This is a genomic window from Nonomuraea rubra (genome assembly GCF_014207985.1).
Taxonomy (GTDB): Bacteria; Actinomycetota; Actinomycetes; order Streptosporangiales; family Streptosporangiaceae; genus Nonomuraea; species Nonomuraea rubra.
Genome location: NZ_JACHMI010000001.1, coordinates 10,882,679 through 10,902,074 on the forward strand (window position 1 = coordinate 10,882,679; position 19,396 = coordinate 10,902,074).

Annotated in this window: 20 protein-coding genes; 11 read left to right on the forward strand and 9 right to left on the reverse strand. The window is 73.0% G+C overall.

The features are described from left to right. Window position 1 precedes the first annotated feature (1 nt). From HD593_RS49615 to HD593_RS49635, 5 genes are read right to left on the reverse strand one after another with little or no spacing between them, the layout of a single operon-like run. Window positions 2-382, reverse strand: a complete 381-nt coding sequence (locus tag HD593_RS49615; protein ID WP_312904318.1) for a RidA family protein — start codon at window positions 380-382, stop codon at window positions 2-4. An 8-nt stretch (window positions 383-390) separates the two neighbouring features. Continuing rightward, the gene (locus tag HD593_RS49620; RefSeq protein ID WP_312904319.1) at window positions 391-1,467 is read right to left on the reverse strand and encodes an alanine racemase; all 1,077 of its coding nucleotides are present in this window, start codon (window positions 1,465-1,467) and stop codon (window positions 391-393) included. Between the two features lie 35 nt (window positions 1,468-1,502). Beyond that, the gene (locus tag HD593_RS49625) at window positions 1,503-3,032 is read right to left on the reverse strand and encodes an N-acyl-D-amino-acid deacylase family protein (protein WP_185109848.1); all 1,530 of its coding nucleotides are present in this window, start codon (window positions 3,030-3,032) and stop codon (window positions 1,503-1,505) included. Window positions 3,033-3,040: 8 nt separating this feature from the next. Continuing rightward, window positions 3,041-6,463, reverse strand: a complete 3,423-nt coding sequence (locus tag HD593_RS49630; RefSeq protein ID WP_185109849.1) for a DUF4153 domain-containing protein — start codon at window positions 6,461-6,463, stop codon at window positions 3,041-3,043. Window positions 6,464-6,472: 9 nt separating this feature from the next. Next, window positions 6,473-7,156 (reverse strand): response regulator transcription factor, encoded by a 684-nt coding sequence (locus HD593_RS49635; protein ID WP_168008205.1) that lies wholly within the window; start codon window positions 7,154-7,156, stop codon window positions 6,473-6,475. A 72-nt stretch (window positions 7,157-7,228) separates the two neighbouring features. Here HD593_RS49635 and HD593_RS49640 point away from each other — a divergent pair, with 72 nt between their 5' ends. The 3 genes from HD593_RS49640 to HD593_RS49650 all read left to right on the forward strand — a co-directional run bounded on the left by HD593_RS49640 (window position 7,229) and on the right by HD593_RS49650 (window position 9,485). Then, entirely contained in the window at window positions 7,229-8,083 is an 855-nt protein-coding gene (locus HD593_RS49640; protein WP_185109851.1) for an arylamine N-acetyltransferase family protein, read from the forward strand. A gap of 18 nt (window positions 8,084-8,101) precedes the next feature. Further along, a complete protein-coding gene (locus tag HD593_RS49645; protein ID WP_185109852.1) occupies window positions 8,102-9,169 on the forward strand; it encodes a protein kinase domain-containing protein in 1,068 nt (355 codons plus the stop codon). A 121-nt stretch (window positions 9,170-9,290) separates the two neighbouring features. Further along, window positions 9,291-9,485 (forward strand): hypothetical protein, encoded by a 195-nt coding sequence (locus tag HD593_RS49650; protein WP_185109853.1) that lies wholly within the window; start codon window positions 9,291-9,293, stop codon window positions 9,483-9,485. 36 nt (window positions 9,486-9,521) lie between these two features. On the opposite strand, the gene HD593_RS49655 is transcribed toward HD593_RS49650, so the two are convergent. Continuing rightward, window positions 9,522-9,833 (reverse strand): DUF3817 domain-containing protein, encoded by a 312-nt coding sequence (locus HD593_RS49655; protein WP_185109854.1) that lies wholly within the window; start codon window positions 9,831-9,833, stop codon window positions 9,522-9,524. A gap of 2 nt (window positions 9,834-9,835) precedes the next feature. Further along, a complete protein-coding gene (locus HD593_RS49660) occupies window positions 9,836-10,621 on the reverse strand; it encodes an SURF1 family protein (protein ID WP_185109855.1) in 786 nt (261 codons plus the stop codon). A gap of 105 nt (window positions 10,622-10,726) precedes the next feature. Here HD593_RS49660 and HD593_RS49665 point away from each other — a divergent pair, with 105 nt between their 5' ends. Together HD593_RS49665 and HD593_RS49670 are read left to right on the forward strand one after the other, a co-directional pair. After that, entirely contained in the window at window positions 10,727-10,900 is a 174-nt protein-coding gene (locus HD593_RS49665; protein WP_185109856.1) for a hypothetical protein, read from the forward strand. A gap of 101 nt (window positions 10,901-11,001) precedes the next feature. Then, entirely contained in the window at window positions 11,002-12,450 is a 1,449-nt protein-coding gene (locus HD593_RS49670) for a flavin-containing monooxygenase (protein ID WP_185109857.1), read from the forward strand. Here HD593_RS49670 and HD593_RS49675 read toward each other — a convergent pair. Continuing rightward, the gene (locus HD593_RS49675) at window positions 12,440-14,188 is read right to left on the reverse strand and encodes a gamma-glutamyltransferase family protein (RefSeq protein ID WP_185109858.1); all 1,749 of its coding nucleotides are present in this window, start codon (window positions 14,186-14,188) and stop codon (window positions 12,440-12,442) included. The two genes, HD593_RS49670 and HD593_RS49675, sit on opposite strands and share 11 nt — an antisense overlap. A gap of 95 nt (window positions 14,189-14,283) precedes the next feature. On the opposite strand from HD593_RS49675, the gene HD593_RS49680 reads away from it, so the two are divergent. Together HD593_RS49680 and HD593_RS49685 are read left to right on the forward strand one after the other, a co-directional pair. Further along, window positions 14,284-15,390: a sensor histidine kinase gene (locus tag HD593_RS49680; protein ID WP_185109859.1), complete on the forward strand. Its 1,107-nt coding sequence runs from the start codon at window positions 14,284-14,286 to the stop codon at window positions 15,388-15,390. Continuing rightward, window positions 15,387-16,034 carry a response regulator gene (locus tag HD593_RS49685; RefSeq protein WP_185109860.1) on the forward strand — a complete coding sequence of 216 codons (648 nt, stop codon included), beginning with the start codon at window positions 15,387-15,389 and terminating at the stop codon, window positions 16,032-16,034. The genes HD593_RS49680 and HD593_RS49685 overlap by 4 nt, the downstream gene beginning before the upstream one ends. On the opposite strand, the gene HD593_RS49690 is transcribed toward HD593_RS49685, so the two are convergent. Next, a complete protein-coding gene (locus tag HD593_RS49690; RefSeq protein WP_185109861.1) occupies window positions 16,015-17,448 on the reverse strand; it encodes an FAD-dependent monooxygenase in 1,434 nt (477 codons plus the stop codon). The two genes, HD593_RS49685 and HD593_RS49690, sit on opposite strands and share 20 nt — an antisense overlap. 51 nt (window positions 17,449-17,499) lie before the next feature. Between HD593_RS49690 and HD593_RS49695 the strand changes: the two genes are divergently transcribed. The 4 genes from HD593_RS49695 to HD593_RS49710 are packed head-to-tail and all read left to right on the forward strand — an operon-like array spanning window position 17,500 to window position 19,336. Beyond that, a complete protein-coding gene (locus tag HD593_RS49695; RefSeq protein ID WP_185109862.1) occupies window positions 17,500-17,703 on the forward strand; it encodes a helix-turn-helix domain-containing protein in 204 nt (67 codons plus the stop codon). Beyond that, the gene (locus HD593_RS49700) at window positions 17,700-18,170 is read left to right on the forward strand and encodes a Clp protease N-terminal domain-containing protein (RefSeq protein WP_246547159.1); all 471 of its coding nucleotides are present in this window, start codon (window positions 17,700-17,702) and stop codon (window positions 18,168-18,170) included. The genes HD593_RS49695 and HD593_RS49700 overlap by 4 nt, the downstream gene beginning before the upstream one ends. Window positions 18,171-18,216: 46 nt before the next feature. Further along, entirely contained in the window at window positions 18,217-18,981 is a 765-nt protein-coding gene (locus tag HD593_RS49705) for a class I SAM-dependent methyltransferase (RefSeq protein WP_185109863.1), read from the forward strand. Further along, window positions 18,965-19,336 (forward strand): VOC family protein, encoded by a 372-nt coding sequence (locus HD593_RS49710; RefSeq protein ID WP_185109864.1) that lies wholly within the window; start codon window positions 18,965-18,967, stop codon window positions 19,334-19,336. Before HD593_RS49705 ends, HD593_RS49710 begins: the two co-directional genes overlap by 17 nt. Window positions 19,337-19,396 lie beyond the last annotated feature (60 nt).

Genomic DNA, 19,396 nt, shown 5'->3' on the forward strand with positions numbered 1-19,396 from the left:
CTCAAGCGCTCTTGTGCGCGACGAAGTCGATCTCCACCAGGATGTCCATCAGGTCGGACCCCACCGTGGTACGCACCGGGTAGGGCTGGTTGAAGTACGACTTGTACACCTCGTTGAACGCGGCGAAGTCGCGCTTGAGGTGCTGCAGGTGGACGGTGGCCTTGACCACGTCGTCGAAGCCGAGCCCGTGGGCGGCCAGGATGGCGCCGAGGTTCTGCATGGTCCGGTGCGTCTGGGCGGCCACGTCGTCGCCGACGAGCTCGCCGGTCTGCGGGTCGAGCGGGCCGGCGCCGGAGGTGTAGACGAAGTCGCCCACGACGATTCCCTGCGAGTAGGCGCCGATGGGGGCGGCGCCCTCCGTGGTCCGGAGCTCCTTTTTCACTGAATCTCCTAGAAATTCGTGCTTATCGTGCCAACGACACGGTAGTCCCGGTCCACCAGCGGCAGAACTCGCCATTTGTCGAACGCCGTGCAGGGATGGGAGATGCCGAACGCCAGCAGGTCACCGGGCTTGAGCCCGGCGGCGCGGACCACGGTGTGCTGGTCCTGCATCTTCACGATCGTGACGCCGCCGCGGCGCGGGATCGGCAGCCCCTCGTCGTACGGCGCGTCGCGCTTGCCCATGCCCACGATGGCCAGCCCTGGCTCCGGCACCGACAACACGTGCGCCCACACCTCCAGGGCCGGGCGCAGCTCCCCGTCGATGCGGTTGAACGGCGTGCGCTCGCGGTAGTAGCCGTCGTCGTGGGTGACGTAGGCGCCGCTGCGCAGCAGGATCCGGGCCTGGGTGGCGACCAGCTCGCGGCCGATCACGTCGAACCACTGGCTGCCGCCCACGGTGAGGATCGGGTTCTTGACGCGGACGTGCTCGACGGCCTCCTGCAACGCGGCCAGGTACTTGCGCACCTCGTCGCCCGTGCGCAGCCCGCCCTCGTAACCGGCCACCCCGGCCAGCTCGACGCCGGGCGTGGACTGCGCGTACGAGGCCACCTCCAGCAGCTCGTCGAGGGTCCTGCAGCCGGCCCGGCCGCCCTCGTGCCCCAGCTCCGCCAGCACCCGGAACGGCCGGGAGCCGGCGTGCGCGGCGAGGATGTCGATCCCCGTCCTGGAGTCGGCGAAGCTGAGGAACTCGAAGCCCGGATCCCGCTCCAGCTCGTGGGCGGCCCAGGTGAGCCCGGCGGGGTCGACGACCTGGTTGGCCACCAGGATGCGATCCACCCCGAACGCCCTGACCGCCTCCGCCTGGCGGGGCGTGGCGACCGTGAGCCCCCACGCGCCGGCCGCGAGCTGCATCGCGGCGATCTCGGCGGACATGTGCGTCTTGGCATGGGGCGCCAGCTCCATGCCGTGGTCGCGGACGAAGCCCGCCATCGTCGAGACGTTGTGCTCCAGCGCGTCCCGGTGCACCACCATGGCGGGAAATTCGAGCCCGCCGTCGAAGACCGACTGGCCGAGGATCGCCGGCACAACACCCCCTCTGATTCCGGCTCCGACCTTATCGCTCACGAGGGCCGCAGCGCGCGTCCCGGCGTGGCACCCGTCAGCTCGCCGCCTGCCAGCACGCGTACGCCGGAGACGAGCACGTCGTCCACGCCCTCCGCGAGCGTGCGCGGTGCGGGATAGGTGGCCAGGTCGCCCACCGTGGCCGGGTCGAACACCACCACGTCGGCGGCGAACCCGCGCCGCAGCAGGCCCCGGTCCGCCAGCCCGAAGCGGCGGGCGGGATGCGCGGCCAGGTGCACCGCGGCCTGCTCCCACGTCCAGTCGCCCAGCTCCCTGACGTGCCTGCCCAGGAACCTGGCGAACGCGCCGAACCCGCGCGGATGCGGGTGGCCGCCCACGTAGATGCCGTCGGAGCCGCCGGTCTGGGAGGGGTGGCGGAGCATCCGGCGTACGGACTCGTCGCCCTGCGGGCCCTCGTCGGGGCGGGCGATGACGACCCCGGCCTCCAGCCGCGTCTCCGTCAGGAGGCGGCGGCAGAACGCGGCCGGCTCCGTCCCGGCGCGCTCGGCCGCGGCCGGCATCGTCAGCCCCTCGGCCCACTCCAGGCCGGGCGCGTGCGAGATCGTCAGCCTGGGCCAGAGCGCGCTCTGGGCCGGCCACCACTCGTCCAGCGCGTCCGAGGCGATCATCTCCAGCGCGGCGTCCGTGTCGGCCCCCGGCACGGACGGCGGCAGCGCGGTCATCGCCAGGATCGTGTTGCCGCGCAGGTAGGGGTAGGTGTCGAAGGTGAGGTCCACGCCCTTGCCCAGGGCCTCCTCGACCAGCGGCAGCAGCACGCCCGCGGGCCCGTGCAGGTGCGAGACGTGCACGGCCGCGCCCGACCGCTCGGCGATCTCCACCACCTCCGCCATCCCCACGCCGGCCCGCTGGCCGTACGCGCGCATGTGGGTGACGTACGGCAACCCGCCGAGCGGCGCGCACAGGGCGGCCAGCTCCTCGGCGTCGGCGTAACGGCCGGGCAGGTACTCCAGCCCGGTCGACAGCCCGACCGCGCCCTCGGACAGCCCGCGCTCCACGCGGCGCAGCATGCCCGCCACGTCGCCTGGCCCGGCCCGGTCGGGCGAGGGGCCCATGACGTCGTAGCGGATCGTGCCGTGCGGCAGCAGGTACGCCGTGTTCAGCGCCACCGCCCTGTCGTAGCCGGCGAGCAGGCCGGCGACGGTCAGCGGCCCGTCCGCCAGGGCGCCGTTGACCGCGGCGAAGTACCGCGAGGCGTAGGCCACGGTCTCCGCGGAGCCCGGCGCGAACGACAGCCCGTCCTGCCCCAGCACGAATGTCGTGACCCCCTGCCGCAGCGCCGCCCGCTGCACGCCGGCGTCGAACACGGCCGCGTCACCGTGCGCGTGGCAGTCCACGAAGCCCGGCGCGACGAACCGGCCCGCCGCGTCGATCACCGTGCCCGCCGTCGCGCCGCCGAGCCTGCCGACGGCCGCCACCCGGTCGCCCGAGATGCCCAGGTCCGCCCGGTACGGCGGGGCGCCCGTGCCGTCGAGCACCCGCCCACCGCTGATCACTATGTCGAAGGTCACCCTTGGATTTAATCAGGGACGGGCTCGACCGCTCGGGGACCGCAGACGACCCCCTCGCGCACCGGCCGCTCGGCCAGCACGTCGCGGGCCAGCGAGCGGGCCAGGTTCCAGCCGTTCCACGGGTCGGGGCGGTCCAGCCCGTTCGCCTTCACCACGTCCGAGAGCACGCAGCTGCGCTGCGGCTCCGGCAGCCGGTCGAGTGCGGGCACCGCCTCCGCGCCCAGGTCCCCGAGGTAGTCGGAGTCCAGCTTCGCGGGGCCGCGCACCTCCACCTGCGTCTGCGCGACGCGCAGATCGGGGTTGACGAGCGCGAACGCGCCCAGGCTGAGCCCGGTGACCAGCACGATCGTACGGGGCAGCCAGCCGGAGCCGCGGCCCATCAGCCGCGCCGCGCCCGCCAGCAGTACCAGCGCGAACAGCGCGCCCAGCCACCACACCGTGGCCTGCACGGACAGCCGCAGCCGGGACAGGCCGTAGGCGTCGGTGTAGAGGTTCATGCGGTGCAGGGCCGAGGCGAGCACCACCATGGTCAGCCCGCAGAGCACGCCGAGCAGCACGGCCAGCAGCCAGCGCTCGCGCCGCTCCACCTTGAGCAGCCCGGCGGCCACCGCCACGATCGCCAGCACGAACACGCTGACCACCACGAGCTGGAAGAAGCCCTGCCTGGCGTACTCGGCGTAGGTCAGCCCGGCCGTCCTCAGCACCAGGGTGTTCCCGCCGAACAGCGCCGTGATCTGCACCGCCACGAACGCGGCGAACAGCAGGTTCACCGCGGACAGCGGCAGCGCCCAGATGCTCCTGCTCACCCTGAACCTCGTGTCCGGCCCCACGGGATCCACCACGGGCCGCAGCGCGACCAGCACGACCGCGGCCAGCAGCACCGCGAACAGCGCGAACAGGAAGATCCGGAGCGGCGCCGACTCGGCCCAGTCGGGGGTGGCGGTCAGCCGCTCCACGTACGAGGCGAACACCGCGTCCGCCGAGGCGAACAGCAGGCCGAACACCAGCAGCAGCACCGTCGTGATGCCCAGCGCGACCACCATCGGCAACACCCGCCGCCTGGCCGTCAGCCTCTTGAGCGGCTTGGCCAGGAACCACGGCACCGGGCCGAGCGCCAGCAGCACCGAGATGCCGCCCCTGATCACGCCCAGCCAGCCGGCGCCCGCGCCGGAGACGGCCAGCGCGCCCAGGCCGGCCCCCGCCACCAGCAGGATCCCGACCAGCCAGTCGGCGTCGCGCACCGCCGCCATCGAGATCAGCCAGTACGCCGTCGCGCCGAACGCCACCGTCCACGGCGTCATCCGCCGCAGCACGGCCGGCAGCGCCGCCGCGCCCAGCACCATCGCGACCAGCACGATCCCGAGCCCCACCTGCGCCTCGGGCAGCGCCACCGCCGCGAACACCCCCGCCCCCGCCGCCGCCGGCAGCAGCCACCTGGGCGGGTCGGGCAGCTCCGGCCTGGGGAACAGCGGGGGCGGCACGTAGGGCGGGACCGGCCCCGACTGGCTCCTGTACGGCACGGTCGCCTGGTACGCCGCGGCCGCCGCCCTGCGTCCCGAACCGGCGCCCATGGCCGCTCCCACGGCTCCCAGGACCGCGGTGCAGCCGACGAGCGTCAGCAACGCCATCCCGTCGCCGACGGTCACGCTGACCAGCACGGCCGCGAACATCCCCACCAGGAAGCCGACCAGCAGCCCGATCACCCCGCCCCCGAGCATCCTGGCCAGGTTGCCGCCGGGGCTGGGCGGCGGGGGCGGCCCGTACATCCCCACCCCCGGCCCGCCCGGCCCCGCCCCGGCACCACTCACTCCCGGCCCGGCCATCCCGGTGCCCCTCACCCCCGGGCCCGCCGCCCCGGCACCGCTCAACACAGCACCGCTCGCGCCGGCACCGATCACGCCCCCGTCACTCACCGCCCCGCCGCTCGCGCTCGTCAGTACGCCGCCCGCCGCAGCACCGCCGGTCGCCCGGCCGCTGGCGCTCGCCACGGCGCCGCTCGTCGCCGCGCCGCTGGCCGCCGCGCTGCTGGCCGCTGGGCCGCTCGCCATGGCGATGGCCGGGACGCTCTCGCCGGTCGTCAGGTGCGCTGCGCCGCTCTTGTCGGGCGCCGATGCGGCGACGGCCGCGACACCGGAGGTCGCGTCGCCGGCGGCCGCCTGCGTCGCGACGGCCGCCGCGTCGGCGGGAACGCCCGGCTGGGCCGCGGCGTCCTCGCCGGTGGGCACCCCCGCCGCACCTTCGCCGGACGCCGACGCGACCACGCCGGACACCGGGGCGACCCCGCCGGCCGCAGACGCTGCTACGTCGGACGCGTCCGCGGCGGTGTCGCCGGACTCCGCCCGCGCCGCTTGGGACTCGGCGGGCGCGACGTCCATGACCTCGGGCTCCGCCCGCCCCTCATCCCCCGCCCCGTGCCCACCCTGCAGCGACACGTCCGCCATCGTCGTCCTCCCTGGTAAGTCGACGACCATCCGGCACCCCGCACAGTCGTCGATCCGAATGAGCCCCCCGTGCAGCTCGACGATCTCCTTCACGATGGCCAGCCCCAGCCCCGCACCCCCCGCGTCCGCCGCGCGCCCCGAGTCCAGCCGGGAGAAGCGCTCGAAGACCCGCCCCCGGGCGGAGGGCGGAATGCCGGCCCCCTGGTCGGCGACCACGATCCGCACCCCGGCCCCCTCCGCGGAGCCGCCGACGGTGACCACCCCGCCGGCCGGGCTGTGGCGGACGGCGTTGTCGAGGAGGTTCGCCAGGACCTGGGCCAGCAGGTCGGGGTCGGCGAGGACCACCAGGCCGGCGGGGACCGACGGCCGGATCGCCACGTCCTCGCGCGCCAGCGACGCCTCGCGCACCGCCTGCTCGACGAGCGGCGCCAGCTCGACGGCCTCGGCCTCGATGAGGCGCGCGCCGGAGTCGAGCCGCGACAGGTCGAGGAGCTGGGCGACGAGGCGGCCGAGCCGCTCGGTCTGGGCGAGCGCGGTGCGCATGGTGACGGGGTCCGGCGCGGAGACGCCGTCCACGACGTTCTCCAGGACGGCGCGCAGGCCGGTGATGGGGGTGCGCAGCTCGTGGCTGACGTTCGCGACGAGCTCGCGCCGCTGCCGGTCCACCTCGCCGAGGTCGGCCGCCATCGCGTTGAACGCCCTGGCCAGCTCGCCCACCTCGTCCCTGGAGGTGGCCGACACGCGCAGGGTGTAGCTGCCCTTGGCGATCGTCTGGGCGGCGCTGGCCATCTGGCGCAGCGGCTTGGTCATGCCCATGGCCAGCACCTGCACCATGATCAGAGCCAGGATGACGGCGACCGCGATGCGTACCTCGCGGGAGAAGCCGGAGTTGATGCCGACCTCGTTCACCACGAACGCGGTGCCCACGGCCAGCACGATCACGATGCCGAGCTTGACCTTGATCCGGCCGAGGAAGTCCAGCGGGTTCATCGGCGCACCCTATCGCCGCACCAGTGCGTAGCCGACGCCGTGCACGGTGCGTACGACGTCGGAGCCCAGCTTGCGGCGCAGTGCCCGGACGTGGCTGTCCACGGTCCTGGTGGCGGCCGCCTCGGAGAAGCCCCAGACGTCGGACAGCAGGCGGTCGCGCTCGAAGACCTGTCCCGGCCGCTCGGCCAGGCGGCGCAGCAGGTCGAACTCGGTCCTGGTGAGCTGCGCCTCGGCCCCGCGCACGAACACGCGCCGGGCGGCGGTGTCGATCTCGACCTCGCCGACCCTGATCACGGTGTCCTCGGCGGCGAGCTGGGCCGCCCGCTCCACCCGCCGCAGCAGCGCGTGGATCCTGGCGACCAGCTCGCGCATGCTGAACGGCTTGGCGAGGTAGTCGTCCGCCCCGACGCCGAGCCCGACGAGCACGTCCGTCTCGTCGCCGAGCGCGGTCAGCATGAGCACGGGCACCGGCCTGGCGGCCTGCATCCTGCGGCACACCTCCAGGCCGTCGAGCCCGGGCAACAGCCGGTCGAGGATCACCAGGTCCGGTTCCGCGTTGCCGTACTGGACGAGGGCGTCCTGCCCGTCGCCCGCCACCCTGACGTCGAAGCCTTCGGCCGCCAGGCGGTTGCGTACGGCCAGCGCGATCGTCACGTCGTCCTCGACCACGAGGATGCGTCGCTGCTCTGCCACGTACGAAAGCCTAGAAGCGCGCTGTGCAGACGACACTCCCAAATTCGTGCACATACCGTGCAGACTTGGCTGGTGAACACCGCCGCTTACCTTCGCCGTCTCGGCCTGCCCGGCCTGCTCACCGCTCCCATCAGCGCCGAGACGCTGCGTGCGCTGCACGCCGCGCACGTCGAGAGGGTCTCGTACGAGGCGCTGGAGATCTGGCTCGGCCGGGCCACGACCGTCGATCCCGTCGAGTCCGCCGAGCGCATCATCGGAGGCCGCGGCGGCTACTGCTACCACCTGAACGGCGCCTTCTCGCAGCTCGCCCTGGCCCTCGGCTACGACGTGACCCGGCACTACGGCGGCGTGCAGCCCCGCGGCCGGGAGCCGGGCGTCACCGGCAACCACCTGGTGCTGACCGTGCGCGGCCTGCCCTCGGACGCCAACCCGGGCGGCGAGTGGCTGGTGGACACCGGGCTCGGCGACGCGCTGCACGAGCCGCTGCCGCTGGTCGCGGGCACGTACCGGCAGGGGCCCTTCGAGTACGGGCTGCGGCCGTCGGAGGTGGCGCCCGGCGGGTGGCGGTTCGACCATGATCCGAGCGGGTCGTTCGAAGGCATGGACTTCGGGATGGCTCCGGTGGAGATGTCGGCGTTCGCGGACAAGCACGTGGAGCTGACCACGTCCCCGACGTCGGGGTTCGTGCGGGTGGCGACGGTGCTGCGGCGGGACGCGTACGGGGCGGACATCCTGCGCGGGCTGGCCCTGACCCGCCTGGGCAGGGGCGCGCACTCGGTCACGCTGGGCACGGCGCGCGACTACTACGCGGCGCTGGCGGACGTCTTCCTGCTGCCGCTCGACGACGTGAGCGACGGGGAGAAGGACAAGCTCTGGCGCAAGGTGTACGAGGCTCACGAGAGCTGGCTGGCGGGCGGCTCGGCATGACGTCGGCGTGCGTGTCCCATGGCTGAGGTCAGGAAGCTGAGCGGCCGCTACCGGCTGCTGAACCCGCTGGGCGCGGGGTCCGTGCGCCTGGCGTTCGACGAGGCGGAGCACCGTGACGTCGCGGTCAGGGAGCTGCGGGTGCCGCCTGAGCTGCGCGACTCCGCCCTGTTCGAGGCGCGCAGGGCCACCGGGTTGCGGCATCCGTCGGTGGTGCGGGTGCTGGACGTGCTGGTCGAGAGCGGCGTGCCGTGGCTGGTGATGGAGTTCGTCTCGGGAGTGTCGCTGGAGCAGGCCGTGCGTTCGCGCCGCCCGCTGCCGATCCCGCAGGCGGCCAGGGTCGGCGTCTGCGTCCTGTCGGCGCTGAGCGCCGCGCACGGGGCGGGGATCGTGCACGGCCGGGTCGATCCGGGCAACGTGCTGCTCACCGCGACGGGGCGGGCGGTGCTGTCCGGGTTCGGGGCGCCCAGCCTGAGCATGCTGCCCTCGGCCGACCTGTGGTCGCTGGCCGCCACGCTGCACTTCGCGGTCGAGGGCCGGCCGCCGGGTCAGGTGCCGGCCGCGGGCGCGGATCCGTTCAGGTCGCTGGTCAGGGCGATGTTGCATCCGTCGGGGCCGCCGCCGGTGGAGGTGGTGCGCGAGACGCTCGACCGGCTGGCGGTGGACCGGCCGCTGGACGCGGTGGTCGAGGCGTCGGGCCCGCTGCCGCCCGCCCGGGTGGCCGCGATCGGGCTGGCCGTGCTGGACCGGCTGGTGACGTGCGGCGGCTTCCACGGCGGGGTGCAGCCGGGGAACGTGCTCGTGGACGACTCCGGGCAGGCCCGGCTGACGCCGCTGCCGAGGTCGGGAACGCTCCCGGCCTACACGGCCCCGGAGGGCGCCGCGACCCTGGCCGCGGATCTGTGGTCGCTCGGCGCCACGCTCTTCACGGCCGTCGAGGGCTCACCGCCCGCGCCGGGAGCGCCGCTGACCAGGGCGGGAGCGCTGGCTCCCGTGCTGTTCAGGCTGCTGTCGGGCGACCCGGCGCACCGCCCCACCGTGGACGAGCTGCGCCGGGAGCTGCTCGCGGTCGCCGTCGAGCGAGCTTGAACGCCTGCACAACAATTGCGATACATCGCGTGTGGAACCTCAGCGATGGGTTCACACGTTGGACAGGCGACGCAGAATGTGGGAGAGGCGGGGCGTGCGCTCCGCGTTCGGAGGAAGTTGGATGTCGCCGATACAGAAGTACGCCATTGGCGCAGGCGCCGCGGTCCTGCTCTCGCTGATCGTCTTCGGATGGGGCTGGGTCACGCTACTGGTCGTCCTCGGCGTGGTCGCCGCTCCGGTGGTCGGCTATCTCATGCTCGACCCGTCTCAGCGCGAGCGGCTCAAGAGGGCCCGCAGGCGCGGCATCGGCCACTGAACCGGGGCCGCTGAGCCCTGCCTCGCGGCGGGGGCCTCAGGCCTCCGCCGCGGCCAGCGCGGCCTGCACGCGCTGGGTCACCCTTCTCTCCACGTAGAAGGACAGGAACGGCACCGTGCCGCCGAGCATGATGCCCGCCATGTACGGCCACGACCAGCGCGCCTTCATGCCCAGGTTCATGACCGCGATCAGGTAGATCATGTAGAGCCCGCCGTGGATGGGGGCGATCGTCTGCGACAGGGACGGCTCACCCAAGCCGTACCTCAGGACCATGCCCACGCAGAGCACGAGCAGCATGACCCCGACCACGTACGCGAGCACCCGGAAGGGCTTGAGAGCCGATTCCACCGTTAACCTTCCAGAACCATCTCAGGGGACGACTTGCCGCGATCCCGGTCGCTCCGCACGGCGTCGCGTACGAAGTGGAACCACATGAAGACGGCGAATCCAGCGAAGATCCACCAGTTGGCGGCGTAAGCCAGGTTACGCCACGTCAGCGTGCCGCCGACCACCGGCGGAGCCACCTTGACCTGGGCCAGCGAGCCCGAGGGCGGCTGCGCGACGAGGTAGCCGGTGCGGACCTGCTGCCCGGTCCACAGGTTGACCAGCTCGCCCGTGGAGACCGTCTGCACCTGGCCGGCGGGCAGGCCCTCCGCGCGCCGCTGCACGCTGTCGGTGCCCTGCTGCGGGCGCAGCCGCCCGGACACCGTGACCCGGCCCTCCGGCACGGCCGCGACGCCCGGGTCGCCGGCCTGGGCCACCCAGCCGCGTACGACCGGCATGAGCGTGCCGTCGTCGAGCCTGATCGGCGTGAGCACCCAGTAGCCGTGGTCGCGCGAGACGTTGCCGCCGGGGGCGTCGACGTCGGCCCGCCGGTCGGCGACCAGGAGCTGGCGGTCCGCCTCGTAGACACCCTCGGCCGTGACCCTGCGGCCGACGGACTCGCCGTCGAGCTGGGCGCCGGGCCTGGCGAGCGTGGCGACCGCGACGGGCTCGGGGTCGGTGGAGGCCCGCGGCTTGCCCGAGTCCTGGAAGACGCCGAGCTGCCAGCGGCCGAGCAGGATGAACGCCACGAGGACCCCGATCGTGAGCAGGTGCAGCCCCATGAGGCGCGGCGAGAACAGGGTCCTGAGCATGCTTCAAAGCTATCCGGCCGGTGGGGTGGTCCCCTAATCAGCCCGTCACTACGGATCCCGCCAAAAGACGCAAACGCCGCAGGCGAGCACGCTAGGCTGCTGCCCATGTCTGACCAGCATATTGACCCGGCGGGCAACACCCAGGCCTTCCGCGCGTTCGCCAACGCGCGCGAGCAGGAGGCCGAGGCCAAGCCGAAGAAGTCGCCCCTCGTGCCCATCATCGCGGTCGTCGCCGCCATCGTGATCATCGGCGTCGCCGCCTTCCTGCTGCTCCGGTAAGACAGCCGACAGTTTCACCCGCCGCGGGGCCGTGGCGGGTTTTCGTCGTTCCCGGCAACGGCTAGATTGGACTAATCGTCCAATAAGACCGGGAGGAGCCCGTGGGTGAGCCAGGGATCGTGATCGTCGGATCCGGATTCGCCGGGATCTGCATGGCCGTCAACCTCAAACAGGCCGGTCACCACGACTTCGTCGTCCTGGAGAAGGCCGCGGAGCTGGGCGGCACCTGGCGTGACAACACCTATCCAGGCTGCGCCTGCGACGTGCCGTCGCACATGTACTCGTACTCGTTCGAGCTGAACCCCGGCTGGTCGCGGATGTTCTCGCCGCAGGAGGAGATCCAGGCGTACCTGCGGGCCTGCGCCGCCAAGTACGGCATCACCCCGCACATCAGGTACGGCAAGCACGTCGTCTCCATGGAGTACGACGACGCCGCCAGATCCTGGACGGTCACCACGGAGGACGGCGACACCCTGCGCCCGAAGGCGGTGGTCTCCGCCATCGGCGCTCTCCACATCCCGAAATTTCCGGAAATAGCGGGGCGAGAGGCGTTCGCCGGCCCCGCCTTCCACTCCGCCGAATGGGACCACTCGGCGGATCTGACCGGCAAGCGCGTGGCCGTCGTCGGCACCGGCGCCTCCGCCGTCCAGTTCGTCCCCCAGCTCGCCCGCACCGCCCGCCACGTCACCGTCTTCCAGCGCACGGCCCCCTGGCTGCACCCCAAGCCGGACTTCGCCTTCTCCCCCGCCGCCCGGCGGCTGCTGCGCCTGCCCGGCGCGGCCAGGACCCTGCGCGCCGGCATCTACTGGGCCCTGGAGACCAGGGCGCTCGGCTTCGCCGTGGATCCCTGCCTGATGAAGGCCCACGAGCGGCTCGCGCTCCGGCACCTGCGCGCCCAGGTCCCCGACCCGGAGCTGCGCCGCGCGCTCACCCCCGACTACCTCATCGGCTGCAAGCGCATCCTCGTCTCCAGCGACTACTATCCGGCCCTGACCAGGCCGAACGTCTCGCTCGTGACCGACGCGATCACCGAGATCCGCGAGCACTCCCTCGTGGCGGGGGCAGAGCACCAGGCCGACGCGATCGTCTACGGCACCGGCTTCAAGGTGACCGACGCGCTCACCGAGCAGCGGATCGTCGGCAGGGACGGCCTGAAGCTCCAGGAGGCCTGGCGCGACGGCATCGAGGCCTACCTCGGCGTCACCACCTCCGGCTTCCCCAACCTGTTCTTCCTCCTCGGCCCCAACACCGGCCTCGGCCACAACTCGGTCGTCTTCATGATCGAATCGCAGGCGCGCTACGTCGTCGAGTGCCTGCGCCTGCTCTCCCGCACCCGGGCCAGGGCCGTGGACGTGCGGCCGGAGGCGCAGCGGGAGTTCAACGACCGGCTGCGGGCCCGGCTCGACCCCCTGGTCTGGAACGCAGGCGGCTGCGACTCCTGGTACCTGGACGAGCACGGGGTGAACCGGACGATCTGGCCGGGCTTCACCTTCGAGTACTGGGCGCGTACGCGGAGGGTGAAGCCCGGCGCCTACGAGCTCATCTACTAGGGGAGACCACCATCGCGCTGCCGCCGCCGCGGCGTGACGGCTCGGCCACGGCCTGGACCCGGTTCCTGCTCAGGAACTCCAGCGCCGTGGCGGCCCCGATCTCCGGGTTCAGCACGAAGCTGTGCCCCTTGGCCTCCAGCTCGGCGCGGTACAGGTCCAGGAACCCCTGCTCGGCCTGGGTCTGCGCGGTGTTCCGCTGGGTGGCGCGCGGCGCGGCGAGCGCGTCGGGCAGGCTCATGCCGAGCTCGTACCGGTTGAGCAGGATCTGCAGCACGGTCGTGATGATCGTGGAGCCACCGGGCGAGCCGGCCGCCAGCACCGGCCTGCCGTCGTCGAACACCAGCGTCGGTGCCATCGACGAGCGCGGCCGCTTGCCGGGGCCCGGCAGGTTCGGGTCGCCGGGGGCGGGGCCGAAGGTGAAGTCGGTCAGCTCGTTGTTGAGCAGGACGCCGCGGCCCGGCACCACGATGCCGTTGCCGCCGGTGGACTCGATGGTCAGGTTGTAGGCGATCACGTTGCCCCAGCGGTCGGCGACTACCAGGTGCGTGGTCTCGGGGCCCTCCTGGGCGACCGGGGTGGCGGTGCCCGTGGGGGGAGCGCAGCCCTCGTACGTGCCGTCGGGCTCGCCCGGCGCGGCCGGATGCGGCATGGCGGTGCCGCCGACCAGGCAGGCCCGCTCCTTGGCGAAGCCGTCGGACAGCAGCTCGCGCAGCGGCACGCCGGGGATGTCGCCGACGTACTTGCCGCGGTCGGCGAAGGCCAGCCTGGACGCCTCCAGGTACTCGTGCAGGCCGGCCTGCGGCAGCGCCTCCAGGATGTTCAGCGCCTCGCCGACCGTGGAGCCGCCGGAGGAGGGCGGGGCCATGCCGTACACGTCCAGGCCGTTGTAGGAGACCTTGGTGGGGCGGCGCTGGATGGCGCGGTAGTCGCGCAGGTCGGACAGCTCCATCAGGCCGGGCCGGACGTTGCGGGTGCTGCCGGGGGTGACCGGCGGGTTCTTGACCGTGGCCACGATCTCCTTGCCGAGCTGGCCGCCGTACAGCCAGCCGGGGCCGCGCCTGCCCAGCTCGCGGTAGGTGTCGGCGAGCTCGGGGTTCCTGAAGACGGAGCCGACGGGCGGCGGGGCGCCGTTCGGGAGGTAGAGCTCGGCCGTGGAGGCGATGTCCTTGAAGCGGCCGGCGTTCGCGGCGGTCTGGTCGTGGAACGTCTGGTCCACGACGAAGCCCTTGGACGCCACCTCGATCGCCGGCTGGAGCGCCTGCCTGAGGGAGATCGTGCCGAACCTGCGCAGGGCCAGGTCCCAGTTCGCGACCGTGCCCGGCACGCCCGCCGACAGGCCGCTGGTGACGCCCTCCTCGAACGGGATGCCCTCCAGCGAGGTGGCGGTCATGGCGCGCGGGGCGGTCTCGCGGCCGTCGATCGTGAACACCTCGCGCCGCCTGGCGTCGTAGTAGACCATGAAGCCGCCGCCGGCCAGCCCGGCCGAGTACGGCTCCGTGACGCCCAGCACCGCGCCCGCCGCGACCGCGGCGTCCATGGCGTTGCCGCCCCTCTTCAGCACGGAGATGGCGGCCCTGCTGGCGTCGAGGTCGACGGTGGCCACCGCGCCGCCGTACCCTTCGGCGACGGGGACCTTCTGGTTATGGGCCTGTGTATGGGCCTGCTGTGCGAGCGCGGCGGGCGCGGGCACGAGCGAGACGAGGACTGCTGCTGCTGCGGGAATGATCGCACGGCGCATGGTCCCACCATGACCCAGGTACGCCCCGGGTGGTAGGGCCTCCTGACACATAGGGATGATGTGCTGGTCAGAAGGGGTGATCTAGCGTGGGTGGCATGCGCAGGAAGTACGGCTTCGACCCCTACCTCGCCCTGATCGTGGCCGCCGCCCAGCTGGTGATCGCCAAGGGCGCCTCCTGGGGGCAGCGGCTGGAACGCGAGGCGCTCGACCCGTACGCGTACGTGCTGCTGCTGGTCGGCCCGCTCGCGGTGCTGCTGCACCGCCGCTACCCGCTGATCACGACCGCCGCCGCGCTGGCCGCCTGCGACCTGTTCCTGATCGGCGGGTACGCCTACGGCCCCACCTTCATCAGCCCCGGCGTCCTGCTGGTCCTCCTGGTGCTGCGCGGCAGGAGGCTGATGGCCTGGGTGATGGCCGGGATGACGCTGCTGTCGTTCCTCACCTACGCCTGGATGGTCGGCAACCGCGACCTGTTCCACAGCGTGTGGATCCTGACCTCCATCATGCTGCTCATGGTCGTGGCCGAGCTGGTCAGGAACGTCAGGGAGCGCAGGGCCGAGCGGGCGCGGGTCGAGGAGGAGGAAGCCAGGCGGCAGGCCAGCGAGGAGCGGCTGACGATGGCGCAGGAGCTGCACGACGTCCTGGCGCACAACATCTCGCTCATCCACGTGCAGGCCTCGACCGCGCTGCACCTCATCGACGCCAACCCCGAGCAGGCCAGGAGCGCCCTGGCCACGATCAAGACGGCCTCCAAGGAGGTGCTCGGCGAGATGCGCTCGGTGCTGAACGTGCTGCGCGAGGGCGCGCCCCGCTCCCCCACGGCCGGGCTCGACCGGCTCGACGAGCTGATCGAGCGCTCGGGGGTGGACGTGACGCTCAAACGCGTCGGCTCCCGGCCGCTGCCCCCGCAGGTGGAGCGGGCGGCGTACCGGATCGTCCAGGAGTCGCTCACGAACGCGGCCAGGCACGCGCCCGGGGCGGCGGTGAGCGTCCGGCTGGAGTACGGCGAGCAGGAGCTGGCCCTGCGCGTCACCGACTCCGGCTCCGGCACCCCTGGCGCGCTGTCCGAGTCGGGCAGCGGCAACGGCATCCCCGGCATGCGCGAGCGGGCTTCCGCGCTTGGCGGCACGCTGGTCGCCGGCCCTTCCGGCACCGGCTTCGAGGTCGAGGCCCGGCTGCCCCTACCCGAGGAGACGTCATGATCAAGGTTCTGCTGGCGGACGACCAGGCGCTGGTCCGCGCGGGCTTCAAGGCGCTGCTCGACGCCCAGCCTGACATGACCGTGGTGGCCGAGGCGTCCGACGGCGCGCAGGCCGTCCGGCTGGCGGGCGAGCACCAGCCGGACGTCGTGCTCATGGACATCCGCATGCCGGGCACCGACGGCCTGACCGCCACCCGCCAGATGCCGCCGGGGCCGCACATCATCATCCTGACGACGTTCGAGCTGGACGAGTACGTCTTCGAGGCGCTGCGCGGCGGCGCCAGCGGCTTCCTGGTCAAGGACACCGAGCCCGCCGAGCTGATCCAGGCGGTGCGCGTGGTGGCGGCCGGCGAGGCGCTGCTGTCGCCCAGCGTGACCCGCCGGCTGATCGCCGAGTACGCCTCCCGCGCCAAGGAGCCGGTCGCCGCCGACGGCCTCGACCAGCTCACCGAGCGCGAACGCGAGGTGCTCGCCCTGGTCGGCACCGGGATGACGAACGACGAGATCGCGGCCAAGCTGTTCATGTCCCCGGCGACGGCGAAGACGCACGTGAGCCGGGCCATGATGAAGCTGCACGCCCGCGACCGCGCCCAGCTCGTCGTCATCGCCTACGAGTCGGGCCTGGTCAAGCCCGGCTGGTTGTGAGGCCCGCGCCGAACCACTCCTCGGCCGCCTCGGCCAGCCCGTCGGTGCCCGCCCAGGCCACGTAGCCGTCGGGGCGGATCAGCAGCGCGTCGGCGGGCGGGTCGTCGCAGCGGGCGCGCACCACGTCGATCCAGTCGCCCGCGACCTCCGCGCCGCCGCCGAGGTCGAGCAGCACGGGCCTGGCCGCGCGCATCAGCTCGGCCACCCGGCCGCCGCCGTCCAGCTCCAGATCGGGCACGAACCGGCCGACCAGGGGGTCCTCCGCCGGCCCGTAGCCGAGCCCGGAGTCCTGCAGCAGCAGGCCCAGGTGCCGGGCCGGCCCCGGGAAGGCGAACACCTCGCCGAGCAGCTCGCGCAGCGCCAGCCCGTCCTCGCCCTCCACCCGGTCGATCGCCGCCTGCGCGCGCGTCTGCATGAGCGTGCGGGCCCCGATCGGCCGCCGCTCGGCGTCGTACGTGTCGAGCAGCGTCTCCGGCACGCGCCCCCGCAGCACGCCGGCCAGCTTCCAGGCGAGGTTGACCGCGTCCGTCATGCCCACGTTCAGCGCCGACCCGCCCGCCGGGAACAGGTGGGCGGCGTCCCCGGCCACGAACACCCGCCCGGCCCGGTACCGCTCGGCCAGCCGGGCCTGGGCGACCGTGCTCGACAGCCAGATCGGCTCGCCGAGCGGGACGTCCCTGCCCAGCACGCGGCGCACGGCCGCGCGGAAGCCGTCCAGGGTGACGGGGCCGTCGGGCAGCGCGGCCGGCTCGCGCACGCCGGCGATGAGCACGCCGTCCTGCAGCGAGGTGAGCAGGACACGGCCCTGCGGCGTGCGGTTCCAGCCCGGCTGCAGGCCGTCCGACTCCAGGCTCTCGAAGACCTTGATATCGGCCTTGAAGTGGCCGACGATCAGCCCCTCCTCGTCCGTGGTGCCGGGGAAGGCGATCCCGGCCCACTCCCGTACGCGGCTGCGGGCGCCGTCGCAGCCGACGGCGTACCGGGCGCGGAGGTGCGTGTCCCCGACGCCGAGCGTAACCCCCTCCTCGTCCTGGGCCAGCGAGGTCACCTCGCGGCCGCGCCTGATCTCGACGCCGAGCTCGCGCGCCCGCTCGGCCAGCAGCCGCTCCAGCCGGGGCTGCTGGATGAGCAGCAAGCGCAGCGGCAGGTCGTCGATCCCCTCGAAGCTCAGCGGCACCCCGGCGAACGGGAAGCCGGCGGCCCGTCCCGAGAACGGGCTGCCGGCGCTGAAGCGCTCCAGCAGCCCCCGGTGGTCGAGCACATCGACGATCTGCCCGCCCAGCCCGTTGGCCTTGGGCAGCTCGCTCGGCCCGTCCCTCTTCTCCAGCACGACGGGGCGCACGCCGGCCAGGCTCAGCTCGCACGCGAGCATCAGCCCGACGGGTCCCGCCCCCACGATCAGCACATCTTCCATGCCTGTCAGGCTAGATTGACAAATTTCGAGCTGTCAAGCTAGCCTGACAACGTGGACGTTAGAGAGCTGACCGAGCGGATCCGCGCCAACGACCCCGCGATGGGGCTGCGCGCGGTCGGGGCGCTGCACCGGCTGGCCGAGCAGGTCGAGGCGGTGTCCGTGGCGCTGGCCAGGGAGCAGGGCTGGACCTGGGAGCAGATCGGCGACGCGCTCGGCATGTCGCGGCAGTCGGTGCACGCCAAGTACGGGAAATGAGGGGGCTGACGATGTTCGGCAGGCAGAAGAGCCCGGTCACGGTGATCGTCAAGGCCGCGTTCGAGGAGGCCAGGCTGCGCGGCGACCGGCGGCTGGGCACCGAGCACATGCTGCTCGGCCTCCTGCACCACGAGGAGTCCGCCCGGGCGCTCGGCGTCGATCTGGCCGCCGCCCGCGCGGCGCTGGAGGAGCTCGACCGGGCCGCGCTGCGCATGCTGGGGCTGGAGGTGGGCGAGCTGCCCGACACGCCGCGCAAGCACCCCGCGGTCCCCGCCACCGCGCTCACCTCCAGCGCCAGGGCCGTGCTCAACGACGCCATCAAGGCCACGAAGGCGAAGACCAGGGACGCCGAGGCGCCCCGGCACCTGGTGCTCAACCTGCTGGCGCAGAAGCGGCCCGACCCCGTCGCGCAGCTCATCGACCAGCTCGGCATCGACCGCGCCGCCGTGCGCCACCGCATCGCCTGACGAAATGTGGTTGATCTCCCGGCCCGGCCGCTGACAAGGTCGGAGGATGCGGCGCACCTACGACGACCTCGTACGCGAGGCCGACACCGTCTCGGTGGCCGGCTGGGACTTCTCCTGGCTCGACGGCCGGGCCAGCGAGGAACGGCCGTCCTGGGGCTACTCCCGGCTCCTGGGAGAGCGCATGGCGCGGGCGCGGGCCGCGCTCGACATCCAGACCGGCGGCGGCGAGATCCTCGCCGGCCTGCCCGCACTGCCCCCGATGACCGTGGCCACCGAGTCGTGGCCGCCCAACCTGCGGCTGGCCGCCTCCCGGCTGCGCCCGCGCGGCGCGTGGGTGGTGCACGACGACGAGGAGCCGCGCCTGCCGTTCGCCGGCGGCGTCTTCGACCTGGTGAGCAGCCGCCATCCCGTGACGACGTGGTGGGCGGAGATCGCCCGCGTGCTGCGGCCCGGCGGCGCCTACTTCTCGCAGCAGGTCGGCCCGTGGAGCGTGTACGAGCTGTCCGAGTACTTCCTCGGCCCGCACGAGGGCGGCCACCGCGACCCGGAGCACGCCAGGGCCGAGGCCGAGTCCGCCGGGCTGGAGGTCGTGGACCTGCGGTCCGAGCGGCTGCGGATGGAGTTCCGCGACATCGGGGCGGTGATCTACTTCCTGCGGAAGGTGATCTGGATCGTGCCGGGGTTCTCGGTCGAGCGTTTCTCCGGCAAGCTGCGCTCGTTGCACGAGCGGATCGAGGCCGAGGGGCCGTTCGTGGCCCACTCCGCCCGGTTCCTGATCGAGGCGAGGAAACCCGATGGCCAGACTGCATGACGTGGTGTTCGACTGCCGGCATCCGGCCTCGCTGGCCCGGTTCTGGGCGGCGGCGCTCGACGGGTACGCGGTGGCGCCGTACGACGAGGCCGAGCTGGCCCGGCTGCGCGAGCACGGCGTCGAGGACCCCGAGGACGACCCGACCGTGCTCGTCGAGGGCGGCCCCGTGCGGCTGTGGTTCCAGCGGGTGCCGGAACGCAAGATCGTCAAGAACCGGGTGCACCTCGACCTCCGGGCCGACGACCTCGACTCGGAGATCGACCGATTGGTGGAGCTGGGGGCCGAGCTCCAGGAGACGCACGACGACTGGGTTGTACTGACCGACCCCGAGGGCAACGAGTTCTGCGTGGCCTGACGGGCGGCGTGCTACCCCCGCCGTCGTACGGCGGCCCCGCCCGAAGCACTCCCCCGGGCG

What these genes read in the sequence shown, in the direction of transcription:
- HD593_RS49630 (WP_185109849.1), bottom strand. Translation starts at nt 6,463, where the DNA reads ATGAACCCGCTGGACTTCCTCGGCCGGATCAAGGTCAAGCTCGGCATC.
- HD593_RS49645 (WP_185109852.1), top strand. Translation starts at nt 8,102, where the DNA reads ATGGCTGAGGTCAGGAAGCTGAGCGGCCGCTACCGGCTGCTGAACCCG.
- HD593_RS49650 (WP_185109853.1), top strand. Translation starts at nt 9,291, where the DNA reads ATGTCGCCGATACAGAAGTACGCCATTGGCGCAGGCGCCGCGGTCCTG.
- HD593_RS49660 (WP_185109855.1), bottom strand. Translation starts at nt 10,621, where the DNA reads ATGCTCAGGACCCTGTTCTCGCCGCGCCTCATGGGGCTGCACCTGCTC.
- HD593_RS49665 (WP_185109856.1), top strand. Translation starts at nt 10,727, where the DNA reads ATGTCTGACCAGCATATTGACCCGGCGGGCAACACCCAGGCCTTCCGC.
- HD593_RS49675 (WP_185109858.1), bottom strand. Translation starts at nt 14,188, where the DNA reads ATGCGCCGTGCGATCATTCCCGCAGCAGCAGCAGTCCTCGTCTCGCTC.
- HD593_RS49680 (WP_185109859.1), top strand. Translation starts at nt 14,284, where the DNA reads ATGCGCAGGAAGTACGGCTTCGACCCCTACCTCGCCCTGATCGTGGCC.
- HD593_RS49685 (WP_185109860.1), top strand. Translation starts at nt 15,387, where the DNA reads ATGATCAAGGTTCTGCTGGCGGACGACCAGGCGCTGGTCCGCGCGGGC.
- HD593_RS49690 (WP_185109861.1), bottom strand. Translation starts at nt 17,448, where the DNA reads ATGGAAGATGTGCTGATCGTGGGGGCGGGACCCGTCGGGCTGATGCTC.
- HD593_RS49700 (WP_246547159.1), top strand. Translation starts at nt 17,700, where the DNA reads ATGAGGGGGCTGACGATGTTCGGCAGGCAGAAGAGCCCGGTCACGGTG.
- HD593_RS49705 (WP_185109863.1), top strand. Translation starts at nt 18,217, where the DNA reads ATGCGGCGCACCTACGACGACCTCGTACGCGAGGCCGACACCGTCTCG.
- HD593_RS49710 (WP_185109864.1), top strand. Translation starts at nt 18,965, where the DNA reads ATGGCCAGACTGCATGACGTGGTGTTCGACTGCCGGCATCCGGCCTCG.